We start from the raw sequence: 24590 nt of genomic DNA, 5'->3' as shown, positions 1-24590 counted from the left end.
CTTTAAAAGAATCGAGGCGAATCTATTTGTTTAGGTTTACCTTTTGCATTCTTATCACTACTACCTTTAGTTCTCGAAGGTCCTTTTCTACCAAGATAGAATTTAAGAATAATCTCATGAGACCCGTTATTGAATTCTCCAAGTAAGTTTGTATTATAGTCATATGAATACCCCGCAAACAAGGTATTGGATATTTGAAAACCTGCTAAACCACTAAAGGCATTATCAATACGATATGATACACCTGCGGTCACTACCTCAGAAATCAAGAAATTACTTGACAAGTTTACATTTACCGGTGAGCCAGAAATAGTATTCACTAAAAATGCAGGTTTAAACTTCAGATTATCTGAAAGTTCAAAAACGTAACCACCAATAAAGTTAAATTGAATCTTATCTTCTACGACAGATGCTATCTCGTCATTATATATACCCTCGGTCAAAAAATTAGGAACCGAAGCACCTAAATACCAATCTTCTGAATATAAGAATGCACCTGCACCTACCGTTGGGTAAAATTTAGTAAGCATTTCATCACTAAGGTTTTCACCAGGATTCTCAAACGTACCTTTAGAAAAATCAACATTTAAAAAAGAACCACCGGCATCAATACCAAATGATAACTTAGTCTCATCTGAAACCATTATTTGGTAAGAATAAGAAACATCTGCATAAGTCTGTGTAGCAGGCCCTAGTTCATCATTTACGATATTAATACCCAAACCCACTTTTTCATTTTGAAAAGGCAGATTGGCACCAAAACGAAAAGTTCTAGGGGCACCGGGAATATCGATCCATTGGGCTCTATACAAGCCAGAAAACTCTGGGTTCTCTACCGTACCAACATAAGCCGGGTTAAAACTACCGATATTATACATATACTGCGTGTACTGCGGTTCTTTCTGTGAAAATGCATTAAAGCTTAACAGAGAAAATAGTACCAACGCAATAGTATAACTCAATTTATTAAAGTTATAATCCATAATTTATTTTATCTAATAAGCTGTATCCAACCCTTGTCCAATACTGCAGGTTGATTATTAATACTATAATTCATGATATAAAAATAAGTTCCCTTTGGCGATTCTTTACCTTCATAAGTACCGTCCCAAACATCACCATCATTTACTTTTTCAGTTTCAAAAACAAGGTTCCCATAACGGTCGTAAATTTTTATTTTGTACTGCAAATTAACATCTACCTGCGCACCAGTTTCTGGATCAGTCATAGTTCTATTAATACGAAGAACTTCATTCTGATTATTACCGTTTGGCGAGAATTGATTAAAAAGGAATCCTGGATCAGCTGGGCTTTTCTGAATCACTTCAACTTCTACAGTTGCTTCGTTGTTTTCAGTATTACCATCTCTTGGTGTTGACCTTACAATATTTGCTGTATTGGTATACATACCTACTGCAGGAACTCTAGCTCTAATTACCAACGTAGCGGTCTCTTCTCTGTTTAAAGTAGGTATATTCCAATTACCAGTAGCTTCATCATAGATACCATTAAAATCTGACTCCGCAGAGACAAATTCAAATCCGTTCTCTATCGATATTAAATCATTTACAATAATATCCGTTACCACATCAGACTCGGAAATATTGGTAACACGAATAATGAATTCTACCTCATCGCCTACCAATGCTTTATCTGGGCGAGCTTCTTTCTCAATCCTTAGATCAACGCCTTCTGGGGCCTCTGTACTCAATTCTACTGTAGCTTCATCATTCTCAGGGTTATTATCTGAAGGAATAGATTCAAGCAGAACGGCAGTGTTCGTATAAGGTCCTTGCTCTGCAACCACTACGGTAATAGATAGTTCCAAAGAAATCCCTGCTGCAAGTTCTGAAATAGTCCAGTTACCGGATACCTCATCATAATCAGTAGCCTCAGGAGCATCTGCAGCAACAAAATCAAAACCTAATTCTAAAAGATCACCAACAACAATAGCTCTTGCAGTTCTGTCAGATAAATTGGTGATTAAAATTTTAAAAATAATGGTATCACCAATTAAAGCATCAATATTATCAACAGATTTCAAGACTTCTAAATCAATAGGATCATCGCAATTAGGCGTAGCTACTGGATCACAAGGATCATCAGGGTCAGAACCATTTGTTTGTTCGTCTAAATCTGAAATACCATCCCCATCGGTATCACAATTCCCATTAAAACGGTTAGGAATACATGGATTATTATTAGCAGGATCTTGTTGATCATTTACTCCGTCATTATCAGCATCCGCAGTATTCGAATCTAGCGCATCTATTATTCCGTCACCATCTTCATCTAAAGGGTTATTGATATCATCACCTACTTCATCGCCATCTTCAATACCATCCCCGTCAGTATCTGGGTTATTAGCATCAGTACCCAACGTCACCTCTTCTCCTCCTAATAAACCATCATCATCATCATCAGTTTCACAATCACTCACATTTATAGTTACTTCTACAGTTAGATTTTCACATGGTGCGGTTGAATTTGTAGTAGTATAACTAAATATATAATCTCCAGAGGCAGCTCCTTCAAAATCGACGACATTTGTGGAACTAATATCAGCGGTAGTTTCAGGTCCTGATACAAAAATCCATACCCCTGGATCCGCACCGGAAAGCCTTGTATCCAAATCAATAGATGTAAGACCGTTCGCAGCCACATTACAAATAGAACCGTTTGTTGCCGTTCCAGTAGAAGCTTGAGAACCTATTCTTGCTACAACCGGTTCTCTTTCGGTTGTACATTCATTTTCGGTTGCCTCTACATAATACGTAGCGGTAGCATTCAAAGATGGTGTAGTGAATGTTTCACCCATTGCAATTGGGGTAACCGCATCTAAGGAATCATACCAATTTACAGAAGCACCATCAGTTGGCTCAACACTTAATAATAAAGTACCGGGACCACAACGTTCGTTATCATTAATAACGACTAACTGAGGTAGCACATTACGCACTATTTGAACTTCTATAGTACCACTAGCACAATCATTGGCTTCATCATAGAAAAAACCATAATAAGAAGCTGGCAAATCTACATCTTGAGCTTCTGCAACTGTTAAATGAGAATTCGTGTTTAAAGGATTGGAAACCCTGCTCCAAGTTAAAACCGTACCCGCAGGTGCTGTACTATCTGTAAAATCGAATAAGTTTGCAGAAAAATCATCTCCTGGCTCTTCTACGCAATAAATATTAGAAACCGAAGTGTCTAATGTTGGTGCCGCCACACAATTATCGTCATCTTGTATGGTACCAATAGCTGTACCACCGCTTGCACGCTGCACGTTATTAGTGGGTATACCTAATTGCAAAATAAATGTTTCGGTATTTTCTAAAATAGCGTCATTGGTAATGGATACGATAATCTGCTGAATTTCACCAGCATCACCATCAAAAACAAGCGATCCATCACTCTCAGTATAATCTTCACCTTCAGTTGCAGTATCGTTAGAAGTGGCATAGGATACGGTAGTACCGCCAACAACTTCCAAATCTAGAACCACATCAAAAACCATTTCGCCAACTGCGTCATCTTCATTCAACGATCTATCTGTAATGGTTAATATTGCCTGATCATTATCGTTAATTTCAACTGTAGCAGATTGTGTATTTGCTGCACCAAGCACATAACCAGTTCCTGTAGCTAATGTAATAATTACATCTTCAGCACCTTCTTGAATGGCGTCATTTATCGGTAAAATTTCTATTTCAGCCTCTTGTTGACCATTAGGTATACTTACAGCGTTAGAACTTATAGCGGTATAATCTGTACCATTAACAGCTGTTCCGCTAACATCATAATTCACTATAATTGCACTTCCGGTATTATTAGGAGCACTTAAACTAACAGTGAACTCCCCTGAAGAAACAGCCCCATTACTTTCGGCGGCAGTACCATCTGAAGCTATAATTTGAGCTACATTAGTATCATCACTTGCAATGAAAACTGTTGCATTATTTAGCGAATCAACAGTATAGCCTGTGCCTGCCGTAAGTGTTAAAATTACGGTTTCATTATCTTCAATAGCAGTATCATTTATTGGAACCACATTAACAATACCTGAATTTGCATTAATCGGAATTGAAACTGAACCACTTAGTGCCGTGAAATCTACACCAGATGTTGCAGTACCGGTTACATTATAATTTACGACTACCGGTGCGCCAGTTGTATTAGTCTCATCTAAACTGACGGTAAAAACACCATTAGAAACCGGATTCTCATTTGCTGTAGCAGTAGTTGAAACAACAGAAACCTCAAAAATAATATCATTGTCGATATTTACCACAGTAACATCATCTATATCATCATCATCTATGTCATCATAATTATCATCATCAGAACTTATGTTTCCTGTAATTATGGTATATGTAACATCGCCATCTACATCAGAATCATCTACACCTGTAACCGTAACCAAAACTCCTGTATTCCAGTCTTCAGCAGGTATTATAACCGAGGAAGGCACTATACCTTCATTAGTATTATCACTTGATAAATTTATTTCAACATCATCTGTAGGCTCAGTTTGCAAAGTAATACTAAAAGTTGCTTGGGTACCATCCTCACCTGTATCACCACTAATTGCGCTTACGCTTACACCTGGAAAATCATCATTAACAATAGTACCTTTTGACGCAGCTCCCACAATAACATTCTCATTATTAACACCTGATATTTCAGCTCCAAACGTCTCATCATCTTCTATAACATTATCATTACCGGTTGGTACTGAAAAAGTTTGCAAGGTAGAACCTGCTGGAAAAGTAATAGGTTGAGCATTACTATTATAATCTTGTGGATGATTTATACCTGCGCCCCCACCCTCTGCATCTCCTCCAGAAAACTCGACCTCTACTTCATAGTCATATTGAACAGGTTCATCTGAGGTAATGGTAAAAACTAAGCCCTCACCTTCATCGGCAATAGCATCACTAATACTTAAGGTTGCAAAGTCATCGTCAAGAATAGTAATTGATTGTGTTCTCCCTGCAAGAAATGGACTTAACGAATAGTTATCTCCAGGCTCAATGGTTAAAAATAGAATTTCATCCCCTTCAACTAAGGAATCATCTATAATATTAAGATCTATAAACCCAACAGTCTCACCCTCAGGAATCACCAAAGTATTTGCAATCGGTTCTCTATCTAGATTTGCTAAAGCTGTAGTTGTTCCTGTTTCAACAATAACATTGATTGTACGTTCCATATTAGAAACGCCAAATAATCCACCAGTAAGTCTCACTTGAAATTGACCAGGATTCGGCACTCCATCACTTTCAGAAGCATCGGCATCAGAAACAGACAATGTAGCTGTTTGCGAAAACATTAGTGTTGAAAAAAAGAAAAGACAAATCAGCATACTATATCTACTGAACATACATTTCAAACTCAATTCAATTACTGTTATAATTTTCATAGCATTCTTTATCATACCCTACAGTGTGATTGGGAAAGTTCTAAATCCACAACCAAAAAAGAGGGTTCCAATATTACAAAAAAAACAAGGTAAACCGCTCAGAAACAGTTGAAAAAAGGATTTATGGGTTAAATGGTAATATTAAGTAAACAAAGGCTACTCCGTTAGCTCTGGAGCTTGTGTAGTAACACTAGGTTCAATTTTTCTAACTAACCCCTGTAAGACCTTGCCAGGACCTATTTCAGTAAAGACGGTAGCTCCATCTTTTACCATTTGCTGTACACTCTGAGTCCATTTTACAGGAGCTGTCAACTGCAGCATCAAATTCTTTTTGATCTCATCTGCACTATTCACTGCAGTTGTTGGTACATTTTGATAGATTGGACAGCTAGGTGTAGAGAAAGTAGTATTTGCTATTGCCGCAGCTAATTCTTCTCTAGCAGGTTCCATTAACGGTGAGTGAAAAGCTCCACCCACAGGAAGCATCAAGGCACGTCTTGCTCCTGCTTCTTTTAATTTTTCACAAGCTTCTTCTACTGCAGGTACTTCACCTGAAATCACCAATTGACCCGGACAGTTATAATTCGCAGCAACCACAATTCCTGAAATTTCTGCACATACTTTTTCTACCACAGCGTCTTCCAAACCTAAAACGGCAGCCATTGTCGATGGTTTAAGTTCACATGCCTTCTGCATTGCCAAAGCACGTTGCGAAACTAATTTTAATCCGTCTTCAAAACTTAAGGTATTATTCGCCACCAATGCAGAAAACTCTCCTAAAGAATGACCCGCAACCATATCTGGTTTAAATGCATCACCCATTACTTTACTCAAAATAACAGAATGTAGGAAAATAGCAGGTTGGGTAACCTTGGTCTCTTTTAAACCTTCTGCAGTACCTCTAAACATTACCTCAGTAATCTCAAAGCCTAATATATCGTTTGCCTTAAGAAATAACTCTTTTGCAATAGGGTATTTTTCATATAAATCTAATCCCATTCCAACAAATTGAGCACCTTGCCCAGGAAAAACATACGCGTTCATAACTTTTAGTTTTGGTGGCTCAAAAATACGTATTTTAGATAGATTGCAGCAAGCAATTGGTTTTTTTGAGTTAACCTTTACTCCTTAAACCAACCGGAATACATTGTATATGCTTCTGCAATTCTATTGATTTCCCCAGAACTTAGTTCAGGACTTATATCCTTGATTTTTTTAGCAGGCATACCGGCAAAAATACTCCCAGATGGTACATGTGTCCCTTTGGTAAGAACAGCACCTGCTGCTATAATACTATTACTTTCTACTACACAATCATCCATAATTATACTACCCATACCTACTAACACATTATCATGTATAGTACAACCATGCACAAGCGCATTATGCCCAATAGAAACATTATTGCCAATTGTAGTAGGGTATTTTAAATATGTACAATGTACTACGGCTCCGTCCTGTACATTTACCTTATCGCCCATTTTTATAAAATGAACATCGCCACGTAATACTGCATTGAACCAGACACTACATTGCTTACCCATACTTACTTCACCAACTATGGTTGCGTTTTCTGCAATAAAACAATCTTCGCCTATAACAGGTTCTTTACCTCTAACTGCTTTTATCATTGTAATTCTTTTAATTAAAATAGGATAGAAAATCTTTTTTCTTTGATGCGGAAACCATCACTTCTTTACCGTTAGACATTACCACACTTCCTCCTTTACCTTTTCTGTACTTCACCACCTCATTTACGTTTACCAAAAAAGACTTATGTACTCGTGCAAACGGATAGTCGGTTAAAGCATCTTCAAAATACTTTAATGTTTTACTGACCAAAATCTTCTTATTCAATAAGTAAATTTCAGTATAATTATCATCGGCCTTGCAATATAGTATTTCGGCAATATTCAAAACTTGAAATCCGTCTTGCTGTGGCAATGTCAACTTCCCTTCCACTCCGTTAGATTTTGTACTTAACACCTCTCCCTCTAAACTAGCTTCTTTCTCACGAACACCTTCTACATACTCCACCGCATTTACCAACTCATCTATATTGATAGGTTTCGTCAAATAATAAGCAGCATGATTGTTTAAAGCATCTTTTGCATAATGATCATAAGCCGTAACAAAAACGGTTTCAAAGGTTCTGTCCGGTAATTGATCAAGCAAATCGAACGCATTACCAAAAGGCATCTCTACATCTAAAAACACTAAATCTAATTCGTTTTCACCAATTAAGATCAAGGCTTCTTTAATTGATGAAGCCTCACCCAACAAATTTACACTTGGACAATATTTAGCAATATAATTTCTTAATATTTCTCTACTATTTGCCTCATCTTCTACTAAAATTGCGTTTAAGCTCATTTTTCTCTTTTTAAAATGAACAGGACTTTAGTTCCTGAACCATCTGACTGTAAATCTGAAATTTTGATATCTACTTTATCCGTATACATATCGTTTAAAATAGCTACACGTTTTTTAATGATGCCCATTCCTTTCGACTTTTGTTTTCGTTGATTTTGGGTTTTAATCTCGGCAGATTTCTTTCTTCCAATACCATTATCCGTAATAGAAATAATGATTGAATCTGCAGTATTCTCCTTTATGGTTACCAACAGCTCCCCCTTTTCATCCCTATATCGTAATCCGTGCCAAATAGCGTTTTCTATATATGGTTGCAATAACATTGGCGGTATTTGAAATTTAGAAACCTGTACATTCTCATCAATAGTTATTTGATAATCAAACTTATCTTCAAATCTAGAATGCTCAAGTTTTATATAAAGCTCTAGCTGTTGCAATTCTTTTTCTAAGGGAATAAAATCTTCTTCAGAATTTTCAAGAACAGAGCGCATTAACTTTGAGAAATCGCTTAGGTATCTATTAGCGCTACGTTCATCACTTTTAGAAATGAAATTATTTACCGAATTCAACGCATTGAAAATAAAATGAGGATTCATCTGCGACCTCAACGACTTCAACGCCAATAAATTGTTTGCCAGTTTTTGTTGTTGATTGCTACGGTAAAAGAAAAAAGCTGCCAATAAGGTTAATAGGAGCCCGAATATGAGGGAATAAATCACCAATTGCTGCCGCTTATTACTCTCTTTCACCAACTCCTGCTCCGTAAGTGCTAAATCATACTTGCTTTGAGAAAGTTCTCTTTCTTGCTCTAAACCTGTAAGTCGGTTTTCTGCATTTGCAATTTCACGATTAAATCTGGTTGCTCTAGAAATTTCTTGTTCTTTACGTACATATAGCGAATCTACTAAAGCCACATAACTTTGGTAGGTATCTAATGCCTTGGTAAAATCACCTTTTACCTTGTACACTTCAGACAACTTTCTAGTAGCATCTTTTTGCACTACCAAATCATCATCTGAATCTGCCTCAACAATACTTTTCTCTAAAAAAGGTATAGCCTCATTGTACCTGTCTTGAGAGATATATGCGTTTGCAATTTTATAGTTTATACGCTGTGATGTTATGGTATCGCCTAATTCTAATTTCTTAACACCTGCGTTGGGCGAATTCAGTTTCTTTAATTCTTGAAGACTACTTTTACGCATATTTATCTCTTCATTGAACCTACTTTTTGTATTGTAGAAATCTGCGACCTTTTCTTTTTCTTGTAATGCTCTTTTTGGTGCTGATTGAGTTGCTAATTCCAATGAACTATCATAATAAGCCTCAGCCTCCATGTTTTGGTTTCCCAAGGAGTATGTATCTGCTATTTTAGAATTCAAATCGATCATCTTTGATGTAATCTGATTCTTATCGGCAATTAACAACCCTCTATTATACAAGTCCAAAGCTTCTTGAGTGCTACCATTTCCTTTTTTCGCATCACCTAACAGTTCATAAAGTTGTACACTTTGGCGCGATGGCATGGACTTAATCTCCAATAACGGATTCAATAGCTCTAAGCTTTCATCAAATCTGTTGGTTAAGTTATACGCCCTAGCCAAAAGCAAAGAAGTTGAAATCGTCTTATTGTTTTCTAAAGCATCTTCATAATTATCAATAGCTAAATCCAATTGCTTATGATATTGATAGATCTCGCCAAGTTTAGAAAGTGACCTTGCCAGTTCTTTCTTTCGTCCTCGCTTACCTAAAATTGATATAGATTGCGCAACCAAATCAATACTTCTTTCAATATCCTGGGCTTTATACTCTTCTGCAGAATCTAGTAACTGCTGATGCTTGACAGATATATCTGGCAATGATTTTGAACGACTACTAATTGGTGAAGATTCAAAATCCTCTACTAAGATTAAAACATCGTCATTCTTCTGTACATCGTACCGTAAAGTTTCAATATCATCATGCTCTATAACTAACTGATCACCAATTCTAGTTCTAATTTTAAATTCTCCTAATGCATTAGTAATTACAAAGTCTCCCAAATTATTATAAACGGAAACACCAGATATTGGTTTTCCGGTATTTCTAACTTCTACCCTACCCTCTAAAGTAAATCTTAGGGCATCATTTTGCCCCTGGGAATAAAGCGTACTCCATCCCAAAAGAAAACATATTATTATATATATACTATAATTTTTCATCTGCTATTACTACGGTAAACTTAGCTGATTATTGTGGCACTAAAAAATACGAAATACTCAAAACACCTAATATTAAGGGATCATTTCATTGGTTAACAAACTCCGCACAACCCTTTACTAAGTGAAACGGACAGTTCGCTCATTATCGTTATTCAGAGAAATACTTTGATTTTAGTTTAGCATTGAATTTAAAACAAAAAACGATGAAAACGATTAAACAACTTGGATCATTCTGCATAGCAATTCTTACTTTAACTACAGTGTTTGCATGTAATACTAGCGATAAGAAAAAGCCCATTGAATTAATTGCGCAAGCTTCTGAAACTATTGAACCTAAGGAAACAAACACGGTTCAAATAGCCCTGTTATTAGATACTAGCAATAGTATGGACGGATTGATAAACCAAGCAAAATCTCAGCTTTGGGATATTGTAAATGAGTTCAGTTATGCAAAATGTGGAAATGACAGCAGACCAAATTTACAAATTGCACTATACCAATATGGTAATGACAACCTTTCTGCAAACGAAGGGTATATTCAACAAGTATTGGGTTTTAGCAGTGATTTAGACGAAATTTCAGAAAAGTTGTTTTCTTTGACCACCAATGGTGGCGAAGAGTATTGCGGAAAGGTACTACAAACCTCTTTACACCAATTACCATGGAATAAGAACCCAGATTTACTGCGAATGATTTTTATTGCAGGCAATGAACCTTTTACTCAAGGTAGATATAACTACAGAACTGCACTAGCTAATGCCAATGAAAAAGATGTAGTGGTAAACACCATCTTCTGTGGAAATTATGAATTAGGAATAAATACCGATTGGAAAAATGGTGCTTCATTAACAGGTGGGGAATATATGGCTATTGATCACAACAAAAAAGTTGTACAAATTAACACTCCTTATGACGATATCATCATAAAACTGAATTCAAAATTAAATACCACGTATGTCTCTTATGGGTCGATGGGTAAATCAAAAATTATCGCACAAGAAGTACAAGACAGTAATGCATTAGAGATGGAAGAAGCCGTTGCCGTTAAAAGAGCGGTCAGCAAAAGTTCTAGACTTTATAATAATAAAAAATGGGATTTGGTCGATGCTTACGACGATACTGAATTTGAAATTAGTTCAGTAGAAAATGATGAATTACCAGAAGAACTTCAAGGTAAAAATGAAAAAGAAATAAAAATGTTTATTGAATCTAAAAAGTCTGAAAGGGAAGAGATTCAAAAAGAGATCCAAGAATATAACTCAAAAAGATTAGCTTATATTTCTGAACATCAAAAGGATGAAAATTCAGGAGAACTGGAAAATGCTATGATCAAAGCAATAAAAAAACAAGCCAAAACAAAAAACTACAGTTGGGAACAATAAAATACTAGGTCTGCTCAACTATGAGCAGGCCTTTTTAATTCGCAGCCGGGCAGTAACAATCGTACTTACGTTCTGTTTGTCCAAAATCATACCCTAAAGTAATTTGATGAAAACCTCCGTTATCAAAACGGTAATCGTTCATTTGGTATGAGTAGTTATATGAAACCATAAAGTTTTTGAAGTTAGCTCCAACTATTGGGGTTACCAACTGTAAACGTTGTTCTCCAAAAGAAACACCATCTTGAAACTGTGCTCCATCAAAACTTCTTCTATACGAGAGTCCACCCCAAATACGTCCAAAATCTACATCTTTGTATACTTTGGCATTGATATCCAAACTTTTCTCTTTAGTAAATTCTGTTAATTGAAAAAGTACAGAAGGCTCAAACTGCCATTCACTTCTACCAAAAATATAACCTGCAGATACTAAAAATCTTCTAATATTATCAATAACCAACTCATCTGGGTTATCATCTCTATCTCTGTAATACAAATTCCTTTTACTACCAGTTAGCGCATTTGTCACTGCAAAATGCGTATAAAACTCTCCATAATTGTATGAAAGACCTATATCTACATTAGAATAAGACGAGCTTAGCTTAATACCAGAAACTGCTGGGTCAGGTGTAGCCGACCTAAATTCTGTTTCATCTAAACTACTCTGTAAAATAGTTGCACTTATACCAAAAGAAAGTTGATTTAGCTGTCTAAGGTCTCCTCCTCCCATTCTTAAATGATGTGCATAAGTCAATTTTAAACCTGTTTGAGAATGGTAACCGTTAGCATCATTAAATATGATTGCACCTATACCACTAGGAGAATCGCCCAATCGAAAATGAGCATTTATAGTTTGTAAACTAGGGGCATCATCAACATCAAACCATTGTTTTCTAGCAGTTGCCCTAATCTTTCCTCCCTCACCAATACCTGCCATAGATGGAAAAACTAAATAATAATTATCAGACAAATAATCAAAATATACAGGTATACCTTCTTGTGCGATTGATTTTGACCCGATCATAAGCACGGTAAACAATAGAAGTATGTGGTATTTCATATAGGGACTTTAAAACTAAGGTTTAGTTTCACTAATATAAAGTTAATAACGGGTTAACCTCAACATTATTATGTTGGTACAAACTAAGATTTCCTTTGTATTTTTGCTTAAAATTTTTGAGAAATGAAAGAGTATTCAATTACAGTCGTTAAGACCAATAATCCAAATATATTAAAGTTCGAAACTAATCATATTTTAGTTCAACGAAAAAATTACGAATTCAAGAATATTGATGATGCTAAAAACTCTCCTCTAGCACAGCAGTTATTTCATTTGCCATTTATTAAAACGGTATACATTTCCGGTGATTTCATTGGGTTGGAACGTTATGACATTGTTCAATGGGAAGATGTGAAAGATGAAGTAGCACAACAACTAGTGGAGTATTTAAATGCAGGGGAGCCCATTGTAATAGAAGAGGATATGGACAAACCGGTACCGGTTACTGTTTATGCCGAGGTTACACCTAACCCTTCTACTATGAAATTTGTAGCGAGCAAGAAAATAGTAGCTTCTGCTTTCGAATTCAAAAATATTGATGAAGCTAGAGATTCTAAATTGGCTATGGAACTATTTCAATTTCCTTTCGTAAAGCAAGTATTTATTGATGAAAACTACGTTTCTGTTTCTAAATTTGAAGTTGCAGAATGGGACGATATTACTATTGAATTACGTGAAGTTATTAGAAATTTCATTGCCGATGGTAAAGAAATTGTCGCAGACAATGCAAAAGCAATTGGTGAAGAAGCACAGGTATCAGAAACAGTTTCTGCTGAAAACACTATTGAACTTGATGAAACATCTCAAGAAATCGTTGATATTTTAGAAGAATATGTAAAACCTGCCGTAGCTAGTGACGGTGGTAATATCATGTTTAAATCATACGATGTAGAGAGCAAAACAGTAAATGTTATTTTACAAGGCGCCTGTAGTGGTTGCCCTTCGTCAACTTTCACATTAAAAAATGGTATTGAAACCATGTTAAAAAATATGATGGGCGATAAGGTGAATGAAGTAGTTGCGCTTAACGGTTAATTATTCATTTAATTGAATTAAACATTGCCTCTACTTTTTGTAACTTACGGTAAATCTAAAAATCATTAATTATGGCAGTTTTAAAAGTAATTGAAATATTAGCAAATTCTGATAACGGTTGGGAAGACGCAGCTAAAAAAGCAGTGGCAGAAGCATCGAAATCAGTAAAAAACATTAAGTCAGTTTACATCAACGAGCAAAGTGCCACTGTTGAAGACGGTAAAATCAAAAATTATAGAGTGAATGTAAAAATCACTTTCGAAGTGAAATAACAATCACCAAACAGGATTAAAAGCGCCAAAAAGGCGCTTTTTTTTGCTTTAAAAATAAAATATACGCAATGCCCACCCCACAAAAGCACACAAACAATCTAATCAAAGAAAGTAGTCCGTATTTACTGCAGCACGCACATAACCCAGTTAATTGGGAAGGATGGAATGATGAAGTCTTAAAACAAGCAAAAGAAGAGCAAAAACTAATACTAATAAGTATTGGTTATGCCGCTTGCCATTGGTGCCATGTTATGGAGCATGAATGCTTTGAAGATGAAGAAGTAGCCGAAACTATGAACGCTCACTTTATTAACATTAAAGTGGACAGGGAAGAAAGACCGGATATTGACCACATTTATATGGATGCCTTGCAAATGATGACTGGCAGCGGTGGGTGGCCATTAAATATTCTTGCCTTGCCTGACGGCAGACCTTTCTGGGGCGCAACCTTCGTTAAAAAACAAGAATGGATACAAGTATTGAATCAACTTCAACAGCTCTATGTTAATGATCCCAATAAAATTATTGGATATGCCGAAAACATGGCAACCGGACTTAAAGAAATAAATACCATAGCCACAGGCGAAAACCAAGATTTAATTCAAGATTCGGAAATTCATGCAATGGTTGCAGATTGGTCAAAATACTTTGACACCTTTTTAGGAGGATACAAACGGGCACCAAAATTCATGATGCCTACCAATCTTAACTTTTTACAATACTATTCTCACGCAAATCAAGATAATGCAGTAAATGAATATGTAAACACTACCCTAACAAGAATGGCCTGGGGCGGTATATTTGACCATGTAGGCGGAGGATTCTCAAGATATTCCGTTGACACGAAATGGCATGTACCCCATTTCGAAAAAATGCTCTATGATAATGGATTATTGATTAGTCTTTACGCAAATGCATATGCGGCTACGAAAAATGAACTATATAAAAGAGTCGTAGAAAAGAGTATCATTTTCCTAGAAGAAGAACTGTTAGATAAAAGCAACGGATTTTATTCTTCTTTAGATGCTGACAGCTTAACTAATGACAATAAATTAGTAGAGGGTGCATTTTATGTTTGGCAGGAAGAACAACTTAAAAAACTTTTAAAAGACGACTACCCTATTTTCAGTGAATACTTCAGCATTAACTCTTATGGATATTGGGAAGAAGAAAACTATGTACTTATTAGAGATTCAGAAGCATTGGCTATTGCAATGAATCATTCTATCACAAAAGTAGAGTTGCACCAAATCATATCTAAATGTCTTTCTTTATTGAAAGTGGATAGAGCCAAGAGAAATAAACCAAGATTAGATGATAAAATCCTAACCTCTTGGAATGGCCTGACATTAAAAGGACTCACGGATGCATATAGATATTTAAAAAATGAAAAGTATTTAAACCTTGCTATTCATAATGCTAATTTTATTCTAGAACATATGACCACCAAAGATGGTGGCTTATACCGCAACTTCAAAAATGGAAAAAGTACTATTCCTGGTTTTCTGGAAGATTACGCATCTGTTATAGATGGATTATTAGGTTTATATGAAGTTTCATTTGATGAGAAATGGCTTAATCACAGTTTGGAGTTAACAAAATATGCTATTGAAAATTTCTCAGACTCAGATACAGGTCTATTCTTTTTCACATCTAACAATGACAATGATTTAATTAGAAGAACTTTAGAAGTTTCAGATAATGTAATTCCATCTTCCAACTCCATGATGGCTCATAATTTACATAAGCTTTCAAAATATTTTCCAGAAGATAATTTTGATGTTCGTTTGCATCAAATGATGAAAAGTATGAAACCATCTATTACTCAGAATCCACAAAATCATGCCAATTGGCTTCACTTGGCACAGCTAATGAGTGAGAATTTCTATGAAATGGTCGTTATCGGTGAAAACTTTGAACTCATATGCAAATCCCTATTAAAGAACTATATGCCAAACGCTATATTTGCTGCTTCAAATGCTAAAACCAGCAACTTACCCTTATTAATGAACAGGTATGTAATGAACAAGACGCTAATCTATGTTTGTAATCACGGTAGCTGTCAAATGCCCGTTGAAGAACCTAGCAAAGCCTTAGATCTTGTAACTACTATCATTTAACAATTGTTTAGCCTCTAGTTTTTCATTTGATTTATGTTATAGGATTAAGTTAGCAGCTTAAAATAAAATTAAAGATTATGATGGATAAAATTACGAATCTGCAAGAACATGCAGATAAAGCAATAGAATGGATATGGGCAGCTTTACCCAGTTTGTTATGGGCTCTTTTTCTTTTAATTGCCGGCACATATGTTATACGTTTCATAAACAAAATGATTCGTAAATTCTTCTTAAAGAAAGATTATGACCTTGCTCTTGAAACTTTTCTTCAAAGCTTCATAAATATTGCTTTAAAAATAATACTTTTCATATTGGTGATAACCCAATTAGGAGTTCAAACAAGTTCTTTAGTTGCCATTTTAGCTTCTGCAGGTTTGGCTATTGGTTTAGCGTTACAGGGTTCTCTAGCTAATTTCGCAGGCGGAGTTTTAATATTATTATTCAAGCCTTTTAAAATAGGAGATTTCATCTCTGCCCAGGGTGTAGATGGTACGGTAAAAGAAATTTCGATCTTCACCACCAAAGTGAGCACATTTGGAAATCAGATTGCCATTATACCAAATGGACAACTATCTAATAACACCATTACCAATTATAACGCACAAAATACAAGGAGAGACAAAATTGATGTGGGTATTGGCTATACATCTAACATTAAAGAAGCCAAAGAAATTCTTTTAGCCATATGTAATGAACGTGAAACTATTCATAAGACGCCAGCACCTGAAGTTTATGTAGGTGAGTTAGGAGATAGTTCGGTTAACCTAACATTACGTTTTTGGGCTAATAATGGTGATTTTTGGGCAGCACATTTTTATGTGATGGAAGAAATAAAATACCGTTTTGATGCTGCCGGAATTGAAATTCCGTTCCCACAACGTGTGGTTACTCAAATGAAAACGGATTAAGAGATAATACACATTTAAAAAGCCCTTGATTACTCAAGGGCTTTTCTATTATTTAAACTTTTACGATTTTACTTTCTTGGTTTGAAGCACAAAATCTTTTAGATAATACGGCTCAAAATAGGCAACATCTTCAAAATCAGAAGCATTAAACTTATCTGATGAAATAGAAGCCATTTCTTTAGCAGAAGGAACTACTTCACAATGGTAGGTTATAGATTCTAATGCAAACAATTCTTTTATCTTCTCTGCTCCACTACCTAAAAAGTGAATATGTTTTTCATTGATATATTCATGAAAGGAATTTTCATCTATAACTTCAGCTTTCGTTTCTCTTATTTCATTACCATGCCCATCAAAAACCGAAGAATACACCTCCATACGCCTTGCATCTAATACAGGAATCAGCACTTCACCCTCTTTGATTTCTACTTGTGATGCCATGCTTTTTAAAGTAGAAACAGATATTAACGGAATGCCTAAAGCATAACTAAGCCCTTTTGCCGCCGAAACTCCAATTCGGAGTCCCGTATAAGAACCCGGACCTTTACTGACCGCTATAGCTTCTAAATCTTCCATTTTCAAAGAAGCTTTCTGCATTACCTCTTCAATAAAAATATGTAGTTTCTCTGCATGTGAATAGTTTGCAGAATTCAATTCCCTAATTGCAAGAATTTCTCCGTCTTTTGCAACACAGACCGAACAATTTGTTGATGAAGTTTCTAGATTTAATAGTATGCCCATATTGCAAAGGTATTACATACTATAAAATGAAAAAGCCTGTATACATTAAAATGTTACAGGCTCATCAATTATAGTTTCGTTTATTCTACTCTAACGAAATAGGAATACCAAAATAGAATTCTAATATTTTTAATCTGAAAATGTAATCGTATTTTGTTCTAATAACATCAGCTTCTGCATTATCAACTCTAGATTGCGCCTGACTAAAATCGAACGAATTCATTAATCCCACATCAAATTTCTCCTTTGAATATTGATACGCAAGACTTCTTGCTTCCAATGTTTTTTGAGCAGCTTCATATGCCTTGTAAAAACTAGTAACATCTACATACGCCTGGTTTACATCTGTTTCCAATTGCAGTTTAGTTCTTTCAAATTCAATCTGAGCCATATCAACACTTATTTGCGACCTTTTGATATTATTTCTAACGCTCCAACCATTAAATATTGGAATGTTCATTTGCGCGCCATAAGAAATACCGTCATTGATATATAACTGATCTTTAAAAGGTATTTTTTCGCCAGTAAAAGGGTCATTATTCTGATCAGAATATCTGGTATTATAATTAATAAAAGCCGCAACTGTGGGATACTTGGTCCCCTTGGCTATCTCTAAATCTTTTTGGGCCAATTCAACTCCAGACAAAGCAAACTTAATATCGTTTCTAAATGTCAATGCAGTATCAAAAATAATCTTTGCAGAATTATCCAAAATTTTTGAAGGAGGAATATCGAATTCTTCTTCAGCTACTTCAAAATTCTCGTAATCAGTGATACTAAGTAATTGTGCCAAATTAAGCTTAGAAATCAATATTAAATTTTGAGAATTTATAATTTGTTGTTCTTGACCTGCAGCTGTAGCTTCTATTTCCAATAAATCACCACGTGCTACCACCCCTGACTCTACGAGCTCTTTAGTTCTTCCTAAATCCTGTTCGGTTACTGCTAATTGAGCCTTAAAAACTTTTAGAGACTCTTTATTCGATAATACTTGCAAATAAGCATTCGCTACATTCAGTTTTATATCATCTTTTATATCATCTAAACGATATTGATTTGATATTGCACTTAATTTAGCCCTTTCAATACGGTTATAATTTTGTAAACCATCAAATAGGGTCACCGAAGATGTCATACTACCAGATGCTGAAAATATAGTTGCAGAAACTAAATTATTGGTCGTTGGATCTAACGCAAGACCTGTGTTAGCTGAAGCACTTATAGTACTGTTTAAACTAGGCAACAATGCACCAACAGCATCAGATTTATCAATTTTAGCGTTCTCTAAATCCAATTCATATTGCTCAACGGTAAGGTTATTTTCTACTGCATATGCAACGCACTCTTCTAAAGTCCATTTCTTTTGCTGCGCCATGCCCATTACAACAGAACATAATAGTAGTAATCCTGTGATTTTTACTTTCATTTTATTCTTTTTTAAACCAACCTATACATAGGTTGCTCGATTCGTTTTTTGATTTGATTGATTATTTTTAATCCTCATTAGGACCATTATCTTCACTCTTAGCTTCTAACTTGTTCCAGATTTTTATTTTAGAATCTTCATCGATACCAGAAACAATTTCTACGTCGATACCATCACTTACACCAAGCTCAAGTTCTCTTTTTTCAAATTCGTTATCACCTGTCTCTACCTCAACGTATGGCTTATTGGTTTCTTTATCAAACTGCAACAATGCTTCTTTAATAGAAAGCACATCTTTCTTTTCTTCTAAGACAATTGCAGCGTTTGCGCTATAACCAGCTCTAATATTAGTACTATCAGACACTACCAAATCACCTTCAATCTTAAACTGAACGGCACCTTCTTCTTCCACGCCTTTAGGAGCAATGAACTTTAATTTAGCATTGAATTTTTCATCTTGTAAAGCACCCATGCTAATTTCTAATGGCATGCCTACTTTAAGTTTCCCCACTTCAGCTTCATCAACTTCGCCTTCAAAAATCATTTTAGACATATCTGCAATAAATGCGATCGTAGTACCGTCATTGAAATTATTACTTTCAATAACCTGATCACCTACCTCTACTGGGATTTCTAATAAAGTACCAGTTACCGTAGCCCTAATATTGGTATTTGCACTAGATGAGCCACCTGCCGAACCTACTCTAATTATCTGATAGTCTGCCTGAGCATTTTGCAGTTCTTGCGTAGCCTGATCAAAACGTAATTGTAACGCATTGAAATCTTGACTAGAAATCACCCCTTTATCAAATAGTGTTTTATTTCGGTCGTATTCAATCTTCGTATTACTTAAAGAAATTTTGGCATTGTTTACTCTACCACGAGCCTGATTTAAAGACTGTTCATTAGGTACAACTTTTATCGTAGCAATTAGATCACCAGCTTTAACTTGAACACCTTCTTCTAAATATACTTTTTGAATGATACCAGAAATTTGAGGTTTGATCTCAATTTCATCTTGTGGTATTACCTTACCGGTAACAACAACCTTGTTGGTAATATCTCTTTTTTCAACGGTCTCCGTTTCATATGTTTTTAAAGGAGTGCTGTTCTTTTTCATGAAATAGACTACTGCAGCCAGTATTCCAAAAACTACTAATCCTATTAATACGTACTTTACATACTTGTTCATGCTCAACTATTTGATTGTTATTTATTCTTTTGTTGTTTGGTCTGTTACTCTTCTCTTAAAGCGTCTATTGGTTTTATTCTAATGGCTCTATTCGCAGGTATCAATCCTATTAAAACACTAAGACCTACCATTAAAATAAAGGAACCTAAAAATTGTGGTATGCTGATCATAAGGTTATAAAAGGGAACATCACTATTCTCGCCGATCATATTATTCGCAATCGCTAGAAACCCGATTGCGATTGCAAAACCGACAAAGCCCGCAAATACCGTAATTACGATAGACTCCAGTACAATTTGTCTTTTTACTACTTTGGGGGTTGCACCCAAGGCGCGTCTAATTCCTATTTCCTTGGTACGCTCTTTTACGGTAATTAAAAGAATATTACTAATAGCAATGACACCTGCCAGTAAGGTCAAAATTCCTACGAAGAAAGAGACGCCTTGTAAAACACCTGTAAATGCCGATACATTATTAAACACTTCAGACATGTCGAAACTACCAATGGCGCGTTCGTCTGTTGGGTTGATATCATATTTATTCTTCAACAAACGTTTTATCTGACTTTCCACTACAGGTACTTTGGTATCTGACTGGACCGAGATTGCCATCCATCCCATTCTATCTCCAGAACCAAATGCTTTTTGGAATGTTGAAAACGGTATATACACTGAATTCTCTCCGTCAATATTTATGTTTTGATTTGGCTTATATATTCCAACGATATTAAAGAACACTCCGTTAATACGAACATCTTCCCCTATCGCAGTTTCGCCTTTTTCAAATAGAAGTTTATACGTTTCTTCTCCAATAACACACACCTTTTTAGACTCGGTCATGTCATTTTCATTTAGAAATCTACCTTCTACTAGTTTCTTCTTCATGATTTCATCCACATTCGGATAATCACCATAAACTGCCGATCCACTGGTTAAACCATTTCTATATACGGTAACCACGCCCCTATGACTACCAAGTTCTATTCTTGGGGCAAGAACTTCTATTTCTGGAATCTGTTCTTTTAAAATGGTAGCATCTTCCAATTTAAATTGAATTCTACGTCCTCTTTCAAATCCTTTATAAGGCTCTGATGTACTTTGACTCCAAACAAATAGACTGTTAGATGCGGTACCTGCAAATATTTTTTGAAAACCATTACTCATTCCGTTTGCACCACCTAAAAGCAATACAAGAATTATCATAGCGATGATAACCCCTAACATGGTTAAGAATGTGCGAAACAAGTTCTTACCTAATGTGGCAAAAATCTCTGACCATAAATCTCTATCAAATATCCACATATTATTTATCGCTTAATGCTACAATTGGTTTTACTCTTGCCGCTTTCATTGCAGGAATCAATCCTGCTAAAACTCCTGCAACTATCAATATTATAGTTGCGGTCACAACCATTGACATACTAACGGACGGATTGGCAAATGCACCTGTTTTAATACTTGGGCCAATGGCCGCCAATAATCCGGTTGCAATTCCTAATCCTATAAATCCGGATAAGGCCGTTATAAAAACAGATTCGAACAACACTAATTTTATGATTGACCACGGCTCGGCACCCAAGGCTTTACGTACACCAATTTCTTTAGTACGCTCTTTTATGATAAACACCATAATATTACCGATACCTACAATACCAGATAGTAATATTAGGAGTCCCACTATAATTACCGCGATATCCAAACCACCTGTAAAGTTGCTGATGTCTTCAAAAACCTCTGCGTAGTTAAAGATTCTAATTCCCGATTGGTCTTTTGGAGCAATTTTAAAACGTCTTCTAAAAACATTTTCCAATCGATCTGAAAAAGCAAGCGCCTCTGTTAAATCGTAATTAGGATTATAGGTTAAAGCAATCTGGTCAATATGATCCGTTTGCCCATACATTTTTTGATATGTAGTGGTAGGTGCATAAATGTTTCGCTCTGCATTATCATCACCATCATCGGTAAACGTACCAATGACCCTAAAAGGTAACCCGTTGAACTCAACGAACTTGCCAATAGCATCTTCGTTCTTAAATAAATCTTCCTCTACTTTTCTGCCGATAACAGCAACTTTAGAGGCATTCATTAAATCGTTGGTATTGATGAACCTACCCTTATTTACAATGGTCTTTTCAATAGCCTGGTGATTCGGATGAACAGCCTGTATATTGTAACTACCCGTTTCGCTCTTATAACGTGCCGATGTATTTTGATATACCCTAGGACTTATATATTCTACATCATTAGGAAAACTTCTTTTAATGTATTCAACATCGTCATTCGTCATTTGAATTCTGCGTCCAGCTTCAAATCCGCCATAAGCCAAAGAAGTTGTACCTGTTCTTACAAAAATGGAGTTGGTAGCGTCATCACTAAATTGAAGCGTGAATCCGTTTTGCATTCCCTTTACAGAAGCCAAAAGCAATACCAAAATGAAAATACCCCAACCTACCGAAAACCCGGTAAGGAAAGTTCTAAGCTTGTTGTTGCTTATACTATGGTATATTTCTTGCCAAATGTCTCTATCAAACATATTGCTCGGCTCTTACTTGTTCTATTTTCTTGTCCTCTATGATAACCCCATCCTTCAAATGCACAATACGCTTACACATATCTGCAATATCAGGCTCGTGTGTAACGATCAATATGGTATTCCCCGCATCGTTAATTTTCTGTATCAAGTCCATCACCTCGTAAGATGTTTTACTATCCAATGCACCTGTAGGCTCATCGGCAAGCAATACTTTAGGTTCAGCAGCTAAGGCTCTTGCAATAGCAACACGTTGTTTTTGACCACCAGAAAGTTCACTAGGTAAATGACCGGCCCATTCTTTAAGACCAACTTGTTCTAAATATTTTAAGGCTTTTTCTTGACGTTCTTTTCTTGGTACTTTTTGATAGTATAACGGTAAGGCCACATTCTCTGCTGCACTCTTATAATTGATAAGATTGAACGATTGAAAAACAAAACCTAAAAACTTGTTTCTATATCTAGCAGCTTTAGTTTCGTTTAAATCCTTTATAGGAACATTATCTAATATATATTCTCCGGAATCAGAGCTATCCAACATTCCTAAAATATTCAATAAGGTAGATTTACCAGAACCAGAAGAACCCATGATAGCTACTAGCTCACCTTCTTCAACATTAAAATTTATTCCTTTAAGAACGTGAAGTGAATTCTTGCCCATTTTATAGGACTTGTGAAGATCTTTAATTTGAATCATGTTGGTTGTTGTTTTGAACAATTTTACACTGTCTATTCATTAGACTATGTTGTGTAATATTTGTTACATCAATTGAATTATTTTTTTTGATTTTTAGTTTTCAGCAAGCTCATCTGGCACTACCTCGTTCCAAACCTTTATTTTTTCTCCTTCTTCTATACCTGAATTGATCTGTACATGAATGCCATCACTAATACCCAACTCAATATCTCTTCTTTCAAATTCTTGATCGCCCGTAGCGATTTCCACGAAAGGTTTTTTGGTTTTATCATCAAACTGAACCAAAGCTTCTTTTACTGCTAAAACGCTATCAGCACGCGCTAAAATAATAGAGGCATTAGCACTTAAGCCTGCTCTAATGAATACGGAATCTTGTTTTTTAAGTGTTCCTTTTATTTCAAATTGAATAGCGCCATTTTCTTCATTTCCTTTCGGAGCTATATAATCCAATACGGCATCGAATACTTTATCTTCTATGGCACCAACGGTAATTTCCAACGGAAGGTTCTCCTTAATTTTCCCCACCTCAGATTCATCTACCTTACCTTCAAAAATCATTTTGTCCACATCTGCAATAGCTGCTATGGTAGTACCTTCATTAAAGTTATTACTTTCAATTACTTGGTTACCTACTTCTACAGGCACTTCTAGTACCATACCACTAACAGTTGCCCTTATTTGTGTATTTGCAGCATTCCCAAAACCAGAAGTAGTACCCGTTTTTACAATGTCATACCTTTTATTGGCGGCTGCGTAAGATTGCTTAGACTGGTCATAACTCAACTGAGCGCGCTCTAAGTCTACCTTAGAAATCACCCCTTTGGTAAACAATCCTTTTTGACGATCAAGATTTCTTAACTGATCATCTAAATTGATTTTGGCTTCATTGATATTATTTCTAGCATCGTTCAATGAACTCAAATTAGGTACTACTTTAATGGTACATAATAAATCGCCAGATTTTACATAGTCGCCCCCCTCCACGAAAATCTTCTCTATTACTCCTGAAATATTCGGCTTAATAAGCACTTCTTCTAACGGAAGAATACTACCCGTAGCCATTGTCTTTTTTATTATGGTCTGCCTAGAAGGTTCTTCTGTTTGATATACTACGGGATCTTCTGCATTTTTAGAATACAAATAGAACATAGAGCCGCCAAAGGCTAGTACGATAATTAGCAGGATTACAATTGTTGTTGACTTTTTCATTTTTTGATTGGTTATATTTTGATGAT

At 35.6% G+C, this 24590-nt stretch carries 19 protein-coding genes; 5 read left to right on the top strand and 14 right to left on the bottom strand.

What is annotated here, in order from left to right:
- Positions 1-2 precede the first annotated feature (2 nt).
- From P177_RS03750 to P177_RS03725, 6 genes are all read right to left on the bottom strand, one after another.
- The gene (locus P177_RS03750) at positions 3-983 is read right to left on the bottom strand and encodes a PorP/SprF family type IX secretion system membrane protein (protein ID WP_036151973.1); all 981 of its coding nucleotides are present in this window, start codon (positions 981-983) and stop codon (positions 3-5) included.
- Between the two features lie 8 nt (positions 984-991).
- On the bottom strand, positions 992-5332 hold the full coding sequence (locus tag P177_RS19320; RefSeq protein ID WP_051941703.1) for a Calx-beta domain-containing protein: 4341 nt from the start codon (positions 5330-5332) through the stop codon (positions 992-994).
- 246 nt (positions 5333-5578) lie between these two features.
- A complete protein-coding gene (fabD, locus tag P177_RS03740) occupies positions 5579-6466 on the bottom strand; it encodes an ACP S-malonyltransferase (RefSeq protein WP_036151971.1) in 888 nt (295 codons plus the stop codon).
- A 77-nt stretch (positions 6467-6543) separates the two neighbouring features.
- Entirely contained in the window at positions 6544-7053 is a 510-nt protein-coding gene (locus P177_RS03735; protein WP_036151969.1) for a gamma carbonic anhydrase family protein, read from the bottom strand.
- Between the two features lie 10 nt (positions 7054-7063).
- Positions 7064-7795: a LytR/AlgR family response regulator transcription factor gene (locus P177_RS03730; RefSeq protein ID WP_036151967.1), complete on the bottom strand. Its 732-nt coding sequence runs from the start codon at positions 7793-7795 to the stop codon at positions 7064-7066.
- The gene (locus P177_RS03725) at positions 7792-9957 is read right to left on the bottom strand and encodes a histidine kinase (RefSeq protein ID WP_245232998.1); all 2166 of its coding nucleotides are present in this window, start codon (positions 9955-9957) and stop codon (positions 7792-7794) included. The genes P177_RS03730 and P177_RS03725 overlap by 4 nt, the downstream gene beginning before the upstream one ends.
- Positions 9958-10199: 242 nt before the next feature.
- On the opposite strand from P177_RS03725, the gene P177_RS03720 reads away from it, so the two are divergent.
- A complete protein-coding gene (locus tag P177_RS03720; protein ID WP_036151963.1) occupies positions 10200-11378 on the top strand; it encodes a vWA domain-containing protein in 1179 nt (392 codons plus the stop codon).
- Positions 11379-11412: 34 nt separating this feature from the next.
- On the opposite strand, the gene P177_RS03715 is transcribed toward P177_RS03720, so the two are convergent.
- Positions 11413-12435 (bottom strand): PorP/SprF family type IX secretion system membrane protein, encoded by a 1023-nt coding sequence (locus P177_RS03715; protein ID WP_036151962.1) that lies wholly within the window; start codon positions 12433-12435, stop codon positions 11413-11415.
- Between the two features lie 123 nt (positions 12436-12558).
- Between P177_RS03715 and P177_RS03710 the strand changes: the two genes are divergently transcribed.
- The 4 genes from P177_RS03710 to P177_RS03695 all read left to right on the top strand — a co-directional run bounded on the left by P177_RS03710 (position 12559) and on the right by P177_RS03695 (position 16770).
- On the top strand, positions 12559-13470 hold the full coding sequence (locus tag P177_RS03710) for a NifU family protein (protein WP_036151960.1): 912 nt from the start codon (positions 12559-12561) through the stop codon (positions 13468-13470).
- A 71-nt stretch (positions 13471-13541) separates the two neighbouring features.
- Entirely contained in the window at positions 13542-13742 is a 201-nt protein-coding gene (locus P177_RS03705) for a dodecin family protein (RefSeq protein ID WP_036151958.1), read from the top strand.
- A 68-nt stretch (positions 13743-13810) separates the two neighbouring features.
- Complete coding sequence (locus P177_RS03700) at positions 13811-15862, top strand: thioredoxin domain-containing protein (RefSeq protein WP_036151957.1); 2052 nt, start codon at positions 13811-13813, stop codon at positions 15860-15862.
- An 80-nt stretch (positions 15863-15942) separates the two neighbouring features.
- Complete coding sequence (locus tag P177_RS03695) at positions 15943-16770, top strand: mechanosensitive ion channel family protein (RefSeq protein WP_036151955.1); 828 nt, start codon at positions 15943-15945, stop codon at positions 16768-16770.
- Between the two features lie 60 nt (positions 16771-16830).
- Here the strand turns inward: P177_RS03695 and tsaB are convergent, their stop codons facing one another.
- The 7 genes from tsaB to P177_RS03660 form a co-directional block, all read right to left on the bottom strand.
- A complete protein-coding gene (gene tsaB / locus P177_RS03690) occupies positions 16831-17511 on the bottom strand; it encodes a tRNA (adenosine(37)-N6)-threonylcarbamoyltransferase complex dimerization subunit type 1 TsaB (protein WP_036151953.1) in 681 nt (226 codons plus the stop codon).
- An 85-nt stretch (positions 17512-17596) separates the two neighbouring features.
- Positions 17597-18937, bottom strand: coding sequence for a TolC family protein (locus tag P177_RS03685; protein ID WP_036151951.1), 1341 nt, complete (start codon positions 18935-18937; stop codon positions 17597-17599).
- A gap of 67 nt (positions 18938-19004) precedes the next feature.
- Positions 19005-20129 carry an efflux RND transporter periplasmic adaptor subunit gene (locus P177_RS03680; RefSeq protein ID WP_036151949.1) on the bottom strand — a complete coding sequence of 375 codons (1125 nt, stop codon included), beginning with the start codon at positions 20127-20129 and terminating at the stop codon, positions 19005-19007.
- A gap of 44 nt (positions 20130-20173) precedes the next feature.
- Positions 20174-21430: an ABC transporter permease gene (locus P177_RS03675; protein ID WP_036151946.1), complete on the bottom strand. Its 1257-nt coding sequence runs from the start codon at positions 21428-21430 to the stop codon at positions 20174-20176.
- A gap of 1 nt (position 21431) precedes the next feature.
- Positions 21432-22661, bottom strand: a complete 1230-nt coding sequence (locus P177_RS03670; protein WP_036151944.1) for an ABC transporter permease — start codon at positions 22659-22661, stop codon at positions 21432-21434.
- Positions 22654-23355 (bottom strand): ABC transporter ATP-binding protein, encoded by a 702-nt coding sequence (locus P177_RS03665; protein WP_027064946.1) that lies wholly within the window; start codon positions 23353-23355, stop codon positions 22654-22656. Before P177_RS03665 ends, P177_RS03670 begins: the two co-directional genes overlap by 8 nt.
- Before the next feature lie 93 nt (positions 23356-23448).
- Entirely contained in the window at positions 23449-24564 is a 1116-nt protein-coding gene (locus P177_RS03660; protein ID WP_036151942.1) for an efflux RND transporter periplasmic adaptor subunit, read from the bottom strand.
- Between the last annotated feature and the right edge of the window lie 26 nt (positions 24565-24590).

The organism is Maribacter forsetii DSM 18668, assembly GCF_000744105.1.
Lineage (GTDB): Bacteria > Bacteroidota > Bacteroidia > Flavobacteriales > Flavobacteriaceae > Maribacter > Maribacter forsetii.
This window is presented reverse-complemented; position numbering and strand designations above follow the sequence as displayed.